The following is a 10,740-nucleotide window of genomic DNA, read 5'->3' as shown; positions in this document are numbered from 1 at the left end:
CTTGGGATCAAGGAGGTCCCGAAAGCGGAATTGATAGAGGGGAAAACCTATTTCTTTTTTTCCCACACCAAAAAGAAACAACCGGCGAACCAGGGGCTGTTCCGGAAGATTATCGAACGAAAGATTACGCTGATCGACTATGAATGCCTGACGCACGAGGATGGGCAGCGCATCCTGGGGTTTGGTTTTTTTGCGGGGGTCGTGGGTGCGCACAACGGGATCATGGCGTATGGGCAACGGACGGGAGCGTTCGACCTTCGGCGGGTGAGCCAAAGCAAGCACTTTAAAGAACTGATCCATACTTATTTCGAGCTCCGGCTGCCACCGGTAAAGGTGGCGGTGACGGGGACGGGCAGGGTTTCTTCGGGGGTGCTGGAGATCATGACCCTGATGGGGATCAAGGAAGTGGAGCCGGAGGAGTATGTGCGCCGGTCGTTTGCGTACCCGGTGTTTGTGCATCTTCGCGGACAGGACCTGTACCGGCACCGGGTACACGGGGGTTATGACCGGGAGGACTTTCACTTGCATCCCGGTGGGTATGAGTGTATGTTCGGACCCTATATTCCGGAGACGGACATTTTAATGAACGGGATATACTGGAGCGCGGATATACCGCAGCTGTTTTCGCTGGCGGATATGCGCGGGGCCGATTTCAGGATTGCTACCATCGCGGACATTACCAATGACCTCCGGGGCTCGGTGCCTTGTAACATAGGGGACTCGACGATCGAGGAGCCGGTGTATGGGGTGGACCGGATGACGGGGGCCAAAACGGAGCCCTATTTACCAGGGTCCGTCGATATTATGGCGGTCAGCAACCTGCCGAACGAGCTGCCGCGGGACGCGTCCCAATACTTTGGGGAGCAGTTCATCAAGTTCGTACTCCCGGAGTTGCGGAAGGAGCGGAGCGCGTTGCTGGAGCGGGCGACGATGGTGCGGGGCGGGAGGCTCACGGAGGGGTATGGGTACCTGGCGGAGTATGCGGGGGTATGAAAAAAGCTGCCCTTGTGGGGCAGCCTGGATACGACAAAGGTTTTTTTTAGTAGGAATCAGTCACAAAGTTTAAGCAATAAATTGACCTGTTCCTGGCTCGATTGTAACATTTCTTTTTGTTCCTGGATAATCGTGGATAAATCGCCGGGCAATTGTTCGCTATGCAGGGCGTCTTCGTAGGAATTTTGTGCAGCTTCTTCCCCATATGCACAACTGCCGAGGATGGAACGGCGGCTGCCGTGCGAAAAAGTGTTTTTGACCTGCATCCAGGCGCGGTAGATGGCGCCGCTGAGACCGGACTCTTTTTCGAGGTCGCCGCCGAGGGACAGCAGCTCGGTTCCCAGGCTGAGCTTGAAACGGCGGCTTTGGTCTATGTTCCTCATAAACAAAATTTTAAGATCCGCGTCTTCGGGGCGCAGTTCTTCGAGAGCCTTCATATAGCCGGCTATCCGGTCGTTATTGATCCGGACCAAATCATGCAGGATTTCCACGGCTCCAAGGGATGTAAGGGTTTCCATATCCTAGCTGTTTACCTTTTTTCGGAAAAAAATGATGCCAGGCTTCTGGCAGGGCCGGCGAGGCGTTTTGCAGCCGTGTTTTGCTGCGCAAAAAAACGGCTGCAAAACGATTCGCCGGCCCTGCGGCAGACTTTACAGGTATAGGTAATAATCCTTTAGGAGGGTGTGGCATTCGGGGCCGTAGGTCTCGCCGTGGCGGATGATCCAGGTTTGGAGGATGGGGGTGTCGCGGGGGTCTTGGCGTTGGAGCCAGATCATGGAGCGGAAGGGATCGTGCCTGGGGGTTTGGCAGAGCTGGACGATTTCTTTGGCGTGGAGGCCATTTTTGCGGGCGTCTGCCAGAAAGGGATTTAGGCGGTGATGGGGGATGAGGACGCCGGCGATGCCGGTGGGGGTCAGGTCGCGGGCGAGGACACGGAGGAGTTGGGTGAAGGTGAGGGTTTCGCCGTGGCGGGCGAGGTTGCGGGCGGCTTCCGGGCCTTGGAGATCGCCTTCAAAAAACGGCGGGTTGGCGACGATGGCGTCGAAGGCATCGGAAAAAGCCAGGTCGTTGATGTCGCCGGGGAGGGCGCGGAGCCGGTCGGACCAGGGGCTGGCGGCCATGTTGGCGGCGGCCTGGCGGACGTCGCTTTCCTGGATGTCGACGCCGGTGATGAAGGCGCCCGACTGTTGGGCGATCATGAGGGCCAGCAGGCCGGTGCCGGTGCCGATGTCGAGGATGCGGCCGTCCGCGGGTACGCGGTCCCTCAGGATGCCGGCCATCCAGGCGCCGAAGATGCAGGCGTCGGTGCTGACTTTCATCGCGCACTGGTCCTGGAATACCGTGAATTGTTTGAATTGGAAAAAGGGGTTCGGCATCGCGGGTGCAAGCTACAAAATTCCCGCGGTGGGCGGGCGCGGGCGCACGCGCGGGCGGGCGCGGGTCAGCGCGGCGCGCGAGGGACGGGCGCGGGCGCATTAGCGCGGGCCGCCGACCATCTGGTCGAGGGTTTGGGTGAAGCCGGCGCCGATGGGGACGCAGAAATCGCCGAGCCAGACCTGGGTCTTTTCGATGCGGTCGATGCGGTTGCGGTTGACGATGTAGGAGCGATGGATGCGGAAGAACTGGTTGCCGGGGAGGAGGGCCTGGGCCTCAGCCATGGTGAGGCGGGATAGGATTTTGCCGGTGGGGGTGATGAACTGCATATAGTTGCCGGCGCTCTCGACGAAGAGGATGTCCGCCAGGGATACGCGGACCTGGTCATAGCCGCTTTTGACGAAGATCACCGGGGAGGAAATGTCCTTGCTCGCCCGAAGCTGCAGCTGTTCTTGGGCTTTGTTGCAAGCCTTTAGGAAGCGGCTGAGGGAAAAAGGCTTTAGCAGGTAGTCGAGGGCGTCGAGCTCGAAGCTTTGGACGGCGTGCTCGGCGTAGGCGGTGGTGAAGACGACCATCGGGGGTTGGGGCAGCGATTTGAGGAGCTCCAGACCGCTGATGTCGGGCATCTTGACGTCGAGGAAGATGAGGTCGACCTTGTTTTTTTGCAAATAGTCGATGGCCTGGAAGGCGTCGGTGAATGAGGCCTTGAGCTCGAGGAACGGGACTTTCTCCGCGAGGGATTTTACGACCTCGAGGGCAATGGGTTCGTCGTCTATGGCGATGGCGGTGATCATGCGCGTGGCTTGAAAGTTACGGCAAAACTGCGGAAGCGCGGGGCGCCGCGACCGGGAAGCGCGGAGCGCCGCGACCGGGAAGCGCGGGGCGCCGCGGGGCGCTATTCCGCCCGGAGCCCCTCGACGGGGTTGGCGCGGGCGGCGCGCAGCGCGTGTAAACTGACGGTGAGTAGGGCGACCGCCAGCGTAACCAGGCCGGTGGCGGCGAAAACCCACCAGTGTATGTCGATGCGGAAGGCGTAGCCCTGCAGCCAGTGGTGCATGAGGTACCAGGCCAGGGGGGCCGCGATCACCAACGCTATAAGGACCAGGCGCGAAAACTCTACCGAAAGGAGTCGCACGAGTCCGGGGACGGAGGCGCCCAGGACTTTCCGGATACTGACTTCTTTATGGCGGTTTACCGCGGCCAGGGCGGCGAGGCCGAACAGGCCGAGACAGGCGAGGAAGACGGACATCCCGCCGGCCAGGCCAAAGATGCGGCTCCAGCGGGCTTCGGTGGCATAAAGGTTGTTCATTTCGTCGTCCTGGAAGGCATAGCGGAAGGGAAGCCCGGGGGCCATCGCGGACCAGGTCCGGCCCAAAAAGGTCAGCACACCGGAGGGGTCGCCGGGGGCGATACGGACGTAGAAGTGTTTATGCTTCAGGGTCTGGGGCCAGAGGAAGACTTGTGGGCGTACCTTTTGGCTGAGGGTCGCGTAATTGAAATCCTTGATAAGACCGATAATGGTATAGGCACTGGCGGCATCGTCCATGCCGTCGATGTTCAGCACCTGGCCGATGGCGCTATCGGGGGCGATGTGGAATTCTTCGAGCAGCGCCTGGTTGACGATGACGGAATGTGTCGAGTCGGTGGACAAGGCGGGTCTGAAGTCGCGGCCGGCGAGGAGCTTCATGCCCATGACGGAAATATATCCTGGCTCGATGAGGTATTCGAGGGTTCCCCCACCCTGCCCCCGGAAGCTGCAGCCGCCGCCCATGAAACCGGCGCCCGCGCCCAAATCGATATCGGCGGAGGTGACGCCCTGTACGCGCGGGTCGGAGAGCACGCGCTGACGGTAAACCGCATACACGGAAGGGTTGTCGGCGGCGTCTATATCGATGACGTTTTCTTTTTGAAAACCAAGGTCACGGCTACGCATAAACGAGACCTGCTGCAGGATGATGACGGTTGCCGTGAGCAAACCGGCGGAAAGGACAAATTGTATGACGACGAGGGAGCGGGTGAACAGGTTCGAGCCATGGAGGCGGACCTTGCTTTTCAGGACCTCGAGCGGCTTGAAACCGGAGAGGACGAGCGCTGGGTATGCGCCGGCCACAAGCCCCGTGACGAGCGTCAGCACGCCCAGCATCCAGGCCAGCCCGGGGAAACGCGCGAAGCTCAGGTGGAGCGCCACACCCGTGAGCGATGAGACGTACGGCAACAGCAGGACCGTCAAACCGAGCGCCAGCAGCGCGGAGACGACTGTCAGGACCAGCGACTCGGCCAGGAACTGGACAACGAGCTGCCGCCTTTTGCTGCCGATGACTTTACGAACGCCGATCTCCTTTGCCCGGCCCGCGGAACGGCCGATGGACAACGTGGTGAAATTGATGCAGGCGATGAGGAGCACGGCAGCGGCCATACCGATCAGGAGCCAGATGTGCCGGGGATTGACCGGGTTGCCGGCGCCATCTATCGCGGGGTCGGTGTGGATGGACGTCAAAGGCTGGAGCCGGAAGGTCACGGGCGGCAGTCCCTTGCCGTTCCATTCTTTCTTTTTGATAAAGTCCCTGGCCTCGTCCGGCAGGTGCCGGTTGCGGAAGTCCTCCAGGCGCTGCAAATCATGCGGCAGCGTGCTGCCGGGGCTCAGCATGACGAAGGTTTCGTCGCCGGCGGTCTGATACCAGTCGGTGAGGGAGCGGGTATCGGAGTGCCTCAGCAGGTAAGGGTATCCGATCAGTATGCCAAACGAAAACATCGAATTCGCCGGTAGGTTCTCCGCCACGCCGGTGACCTCGAAGGAGGTGTAGCTGGTGTCGAGGCCGCCACGACCACCAAAGTTCGTTTGAATAACACGTCCCACGACGTCAGTGCTCCCGAAGAGCCGCATGGCCATGTCACGCGTCAGTACCGCGCTATGCGGGCCGTCGAGGACACGGGCGGGGTCGCCGTGTAGCAGGGGGAAGGAGAACACGTGGAAGAAGGGCGCATCCGCGAAAGATACGCCGAGGCGGGTGACGTTGGCACCCACCTTGACGAGTACGTTTCCACGGGAACGAAAGCGAACGTAGCGCTCCACGTCGGGCAAATCCTGCGCCATCGCCGGAGCCATGGCCATGGACAAGCCGGCGGAGCCGCCGGGTTCGCGATCGGGGAAACCCTCGGCCCACTCGACCACGCGATAGATGTCGCCGCCCCTTTTGTGGAACCGGTCGTAGCTGTTCTCGTTCACCGCGTACAACAGGAACACGATGAAACAGGTCAGGCCTACGGACAAACCCAGGACGTTGATGAGGGCAAGGGCTTTCTGCCTGCCCAGGTTGCGGAGGGCAACCTTGCAGAATTGTTTAATCATGGCTATACTTAAAAAAAGTTAATCGTTACAAGGGACGGCGGCGCGAGCCGAATGGGGATGGCGGCGCGGGCCGCGAGATCCTTATCGCGAGCCCTCCCGCGACGACAACGCCTGGCGGCGGAAGCGTTTCCACATCTGGCTGTACGACCGTCCGTCGTTCTTATCGACGACGTTGCGACCGAGCTCGGCGCGGGCATCGCGCGACTCCTCAAAAAACTGATCCACGGCTGCCTTATCGGACTCGAGCGACTTTTCCTGGTAGTATGCTTCCAATTCCTTTTCGCGTTCGGCGGCCAGACCGGCGCGGTATACGCCCAGCTCCACGGACTGGGCTACCCGGGCTTCGTATTCGCCCTTGGGCAAGAGCAATTTGGCGACCACGGGCATGACCTCGATGAGGGTGATGATCAGGATGACGAGCTGGTAGCGCGTGCGCATCGGCGCGTGCTCCTTAAGCAGGTCGCTCAGGGCCTCGACGCGGGCGAGAAAACCGTCGGAAAGGTTCGCGGAGTAGACCTGTTCCTTTTGCTTGTTCTGTGCTTCGAGGGTGTCCAGCTTCGCCTGGTAGAGCGCGATCTGCGGGTCGTCCTGGCGGACCAGCTGGTCCTGGGCGTCCTGCGCCTTGAGGTATTCGGCCTTTTTTACGCGCGCGACCGAGGCCTCGCCTATCTTACCCGAACCGCCGGTGCCGTCGGTTTCCTTGATATAGCCGTCCTTGAGGAAACGCACCTGGTCGGCGCCGGTGGTCTCCTGTTGCTGTAGCTGCTTGATGTGCGATTGGTAGTCGGCCACGAGCGGGGCGTTGTTCACGTCGAGCTGCTGGCTGAAGACCTGCATCTTTTTGACCTTATTGAGGGCCACCTGGCTCTGGATGTCCTTGTCGAAGAGCATCAGGACGATCGGCTGGGACAGGAAAAAACCGATGGTCACGGCGAGAGCCAGCCGGAATACGACGGGGAGCCAGCTCGTGCTTTTGCCCATGGCGGCGATCAGGTTCCGGTCGATGGCGAGGATGGCCAGGCCAAAGAAAACCGCCAGCCCGCCCACGACCAGCTCGTCGTCGATGATCGTCGAGAAAAAGTACCCCCACGCCAGCGTGGCAAAAATCCAGGTGACCAGCACGGACATGCCGATGATACGGTAGCGTTCTTTTTCGGAGCCGCAGTCCCGCATGACCTCGGGGTCGACGGTGGCCAGCCACCACAGGAAACGGGAGAAGCCATCGGGTTCTTCCTTCCGGATCGGGGGCTGCCCGAAGGGCGGGTTCTTGGAGGCGTTTCGTTCCGCCCTTTCTCTGAGCGACAGGTTACTTCCTTCCATGGGGAAACAATAGGGTTAGGTGAATAAAATATTCGGTTTGCGACCGGTGGATCGCGAGCTCGTGTCTTCCCGGGTAGAGGAGGTTCAGGCGCTGCCGCACATTTTCAAGCCCTATGCCCGAGCTTTTTTCCTCCGGGTCTTTTTCGTTTGTCGGATGGACGCTGTTGTACACGTCGAAATATACTTTGTCGGGGGTACAGGTCAGGGAAACCTTGATCCAACTGGGTCTAATCAGGCTGATACCGTGCTTGAAGGCGTTTTCCACGAAGGGGATCAGCAACATGGGCGCCACGGAGTGCTGGCAGGCGGCCTCGTCCAGCTGGGTGTCTATCCTTATCTTGTCTGAGGCCTGGGTGCGCAGTTTCTGCAGGTCAATGTAGTTGCGCATGTACTGAATCTCCTTATGTAACGAAATATGGTCCTGCATATTGTCAAAGAGCATAAATCGCATCATATCCCCCAGCTGCTGGATGCCCTGGGCGGTGCGTTCGCTTCGCTCCTGAATGGCCGTCCCGTATAGCGTATTGAGGGCGTTGAACAAAAAGTGGGGGTTGATCTGCGATTTCAGGAAGTCGAGGCTGGCGTTCGAGGTGCTCAGCGCGGAGGTGAGCCGGGTAATCTGGCCGGTCGTCCGTTTGCCATACATATATAAAAGCCAGCTCAGGGGCGTGACAAACAACAGTATGCACAAATAGGTCCCGGACATGATCGCCCCCACGTCATAGGTTACCGATCCGACGACCATTTCAAAGGCGAGCACGAAGGGTAGCGTCAGGACGATGGTGATGATGATATACGCGGGCCAGTATTTCCACCAGGCCAGCCGCTTCTGCTCCCGGTAGGGCAGCATCCAGTTGTAGTTCAGGGCGTGTATCAGGAAGGCCAGCGGCAGGGCGCAAAAGGCGATAAAGATCATAAAGCCGATCGCGTCGCGGCGCACGAAGAACACGCTCACGATCACCGGCACCCATATGAATAAAAAGGCCTGGAAGTGCGCCAGGAAGGTCTGCGCCTTCCCGCTCTTTCTCCGTTGGGCGTCCAGCAGCGGGATCACGTACGCCTTGAAAAGGATGTAGCCCGCCATCAGCGCCATGAATTGCAGGGCCTGGATAAGGCCGCGGCTGAGCATTTTGACGAAGCGCCCCGCCATCCGTTCGGACTGGGTGTAGTTATCACTGTACCCGGGCGTCGACAAAAAGGCGTTGACCGCGAAAAGCGCCGTCATGACCACCAGGACACCCAGCAGGAAGGTGATGAAGGTATCGGTCCGTTTTTGCTCGAAATAACGGGGATAGCCCACGAACATCACTGCCAGGAATCCTCCATAGTAAAACAACGAGGGCAGGATGTGGGGCAAGAAATAGTTCATGACGTAGTTGAACGACAGCCCCGCCTGCCAAAAGGAATGCCTCACATCCGAAACCGCGGTCTGGCCATTCCCATCCATCCACGCGAGCGTGGCAGTGAGCGACACCGTTACCAGGAGGGTTGCGACCCAGAACTCAAGCTGTTTCCAATTCATCTTTGCGATTTCTTTTCACAATAGTACGGCGCGGCGGGACGCGCGAACTGATCATGTGACGAATCGGTCAAAAGATGTGACAAACCGGGGCGTGGCGACAGCCGGGGCTGCGGCGCTAGGCCCATTCCGCGCGGGCGCTCGGGCTGATGCTGAGGGGGGCGAACTTGCCGGCCTGGTAGAGGTACCATGCGGTTTTGGCGATCATCCCGGCGTTGTCGGTGCAGTATTGGAAGGCGGGGATAAAGGTGTTCCAGCCGCGACGGGCGCCGAGGTCGGTGAGGGCCTGGCGGAGGCCGCTGTTGGCGGAAACGCCGCCGGCGATACAGATGTCCCGGATACCGGTTTCCTTGGCGGCGCGGCCGAGCTTGTGGAGGAGGATGGTGACGATGCGGTGCTGGATGGAGGCGCAGATGTCGTCGAGGTTCCTGGTGACGAAATCCGGGTCGTTACGCTTGCCTTCCTGCAGGAAATAAAGGATCGAGGTCTTCAGACCGCTGAAGCTGAAATTGAGCCCGGGTATCTGGGGCTCGGGGAAAACGAACCGGTTGGGGTCGCCGTTTTTCGCGTGCCTGTCTATAAGGGGCCCGCCGGGATAGGGCAGCTCCAGGAGCTTGGCGCTTTTGTCAAAGGCCTCGCCGGCGGCGTCGTCCAGGGTCTCGCCGAGGACTTCCATGTCGAGGGGTGAGCGACACAGCACGATCTGCGTGTGTCCACCGCTGACCGTCAGGCAAAGGAAGGGAAAAACGGGGGCCGGGTCCGCAATCAGGTTGGCCAGGACGTGGGCCTGCATGTGGTGCACGGCAATGAGCGGCTTGTCGAGGGCCAGCGCCAGGGATTTGGCGAAGCTGGTCCCCACCAGTAGCGAGCCGATCAACCCGGGCGCCTGGGTGAAGGCGATGGCGTCGAGGTCTTTAGTGGTAATGCCCGCTTGCTTCAACGCCACGTCGACCACCGGCACGATATGCTGCATATGTGCCCGGCTGGCGAGCTCGGGGACGACGCCCCCGTACTGCTCATGGATGGCCTGTCCGGCGATGTAGTTCGTCAATATCTGCCCGTCCCTGCACACCGCCGCGCTCGTCTCGTCACAGGAGGATTCTATCGCCAGGATGGTTACGCTCATGGGCGCAAAGGTACGAACGATTGGCTGTTCTCTACAAAAACGAGACATATTCCAGGCTTTTTACTCACGATAAAAGAGTTACTTGACGTGTTTTTCGCAAAAAAAGTAGCCAGATTTCGTAACTTCGTTCCAAACGAAGTTTATGCCGACGGCATTAAATGTAAACGATATTTTATTGCAGGTTAAGCGCCTGAACACGGAGGACCAATTGACACTTCTTGAAAGGCTTGTGATGCAAATTAAAAAGGCGAAAAGCAAAAAAAAATCCACATCGCTGTCTTCCATTTCCGGGGTCGGCTCGTCCGTATGGTCCGGCACAAACATCGATAATTACATTGATGGAGAAAGGCAATGGTAATGCCGGACTTTTCCTCAAAGGTTGTGTTTTTAGACACGGCTCCCTTAATATATTTTATTGAAGGGCATTCAGACTATCAGCCCGTACTTAAATCTCTTTTTGCCTCCAACGATCACGGTGATTTTACCTTCATTACTTCTTCGATCACCTTATTAGAGGTACTAGTTAAACCCATTCGGGAAGGATACGCCCACCTTGTAGGCCAATATCGGGAGATACTGCTAAATGCCCCAGGGATTGAGATTTACGAAATAGATACCAATATTGCGATAAGGGCAGCAGAGTTGAGGGCAAAATATGGCCTTCGCACACCAGACGCTCTGCAAATTGCAACAGCGTTAGAGTTTAGCGCTGATTATTTTCTGACAAACGATACAAGGCTGAGGGTTGTATCAGAGATTAGAAGCGTCACGCTGCCAGACCTGCAGTAATTTCCTATTCAAAAAATTGGAATTTCCGGTCAGCTATGAGCCGGAAGCGAGATAACCGCGGGGCGCGAGACAGGGTAGCGCGGCGGCGTGAGACGGTGCGCGCGGCGACGCGTGGCGTCATGCGTCGGAGGGGCTCCGGAGGAGTGCCTGGGCGACCAGGACGATCCAGTCAAGTACGGCGTAGTGCCTCAGGCCGTCGGATTCAACAAAGAAAAACGTGTCGCACACCTGGCCTTCGGTCAGCAACCGGGCGTCCTTGCCCACGGGGCG

Annotated in this window: 9 protein-coding genes; 2 read left to right on the top strand and 7 right to left on the bottom strand. The window is 59.0% G+C overall.

The window, feature by feature from the left end:
* Positions 1-993 (top strand): NAD(P)-dependent oxidoreductase (locus VL547_RS16395; protein ID WP_325579784.1); only part of this gene is annotated, 993 nt, incomplete at its 5' end.
* 56 nt (positions 994-1,049) lie between these two features.
* Here the strand turns inward: VL547_RS16395 and VL547_RS16390 are convergent.
* From VL547_RS16390 to tsaD, 7 genes are all read right to left on the bottom strand, one after another.
* Positions 1,050-1,511 carry a PA2169 family four-helix-bundle protein gene (locus tag VL547_RS16390; RefSeq protein ID WP_325579782.1) on the bottom strand — a complete coding sequence of 154 codons (462 nt, stop codon included), beginning with the start codon at positions 1,509-1,511 and terminating at the stop codon, positions 1,050-1,052.
* A 132-nt stretch (positions 1,512-1,643) separates the two neighbouring features.
* The gene (locus VL547_RS16385) at positions 1,644-2,369 is read right to left on the bottom strand and encodes a tRNA1(Val) (adenine(37)-N6)-methyltransferase (RefSeq protein WP_325579778.1); all 726 of its coding nucleotides are present in this window, start codon (positions 2,367-2,369) and stop codon (positions 1,644-1,646) included.
* Positions 2,370-2,468: 99 nt separating this feature from the next.
* Positions 2,469-3,161: a LytTR family DNA-binding domain-containing protein gene (locus tag VL547_RS16380; RefSeq protein ID WP_325579776.1), complete on the bottom strand. Its 693-nt coding sequence runs from the start codon at positions 3,159-3,161 to the stop codon at positions 2,469-2,471.
* A 101-nt stretch (positions 3,162-3,262) separates the two neighbouring features.
* Complete coding sequence (locus tag VL547_RS16375) at positions 3,263-5,716, bottom strand: ABC transporter permease (protein ID WP_325579774.1); 2,454 nt, start codon at positions 5,714-5,716, stop codon at positions 3,263-3,265.
* An 81-nt stretch (positions 5,717-5,797) separates the two neighbouring features.
* A complete protein-coding gene (locus tag VL547_RS16370) occupies positions 5,798-7,036 on the bottom strand; it encodes a DUF4407 domain-containing protein (RefSeq protein ID WP_325579772.1) in 1,239 nt (412 codons plus the stop codon).
* Entirely contained in the window at positions 7,023-8,558 is a 1,536-nt protein-coding gene (locus VL547_RS16365; protein ID WP_325579770.1) for a sensor histidine kinase, read from the bottom strand. Before VL547_RS16365 ends, VL547_RS16370 begins: the two co-directional genes overlap by 14 nt.
* A 115-nt stretch (positions 8,559-8,673) precedes the next feature.
* Complete coding sequence (gene tsaD, locus VL547_RS16360; RefSeq protein ID WP_325579768.1) at positions 8,674-9,681, bottom strand: tRNA (adenosine(37)-N6)-threonylcarbamoyltransferase complex transferase subunit TsaD; 1,008 nt, start codon at positions 9,679-9,681, stop codon at positions 8,674-8,676.
* A 351-nt stretch (positions 9,682-10,032) separates the two neighbouring features.
* Here tsaD and VL547_RS16355 point away from each other — a divergent pair, with 351 nt between their 5' ends.
* Entirely contained in the window at positions 10,033-10,470 is a 438-nt protein-coding gene (locus VL547_RS16355; protein ID WP_325579766.1) for a type II toxin-antitoxin system VapC family toxin, read from the top strand.
* The last annotated feature ends 270 nt before the right edge of the window (positions 10,471-10,740 follow it).

Origin of the sequence: Dinghuibacter sp., assembly GCF_035492835.1 — a bacterium.
GTDB lineage: Bacteria > Bacteroidota > Bacteroidia > Chitinophagales > Chitinophagaceae > Dinghuibacter.
The sequence above is the reverse complement of the archived record's forward strand: the minus strand, read 5'-3'. Positions and strand labels throughout refer to the sequence as shown.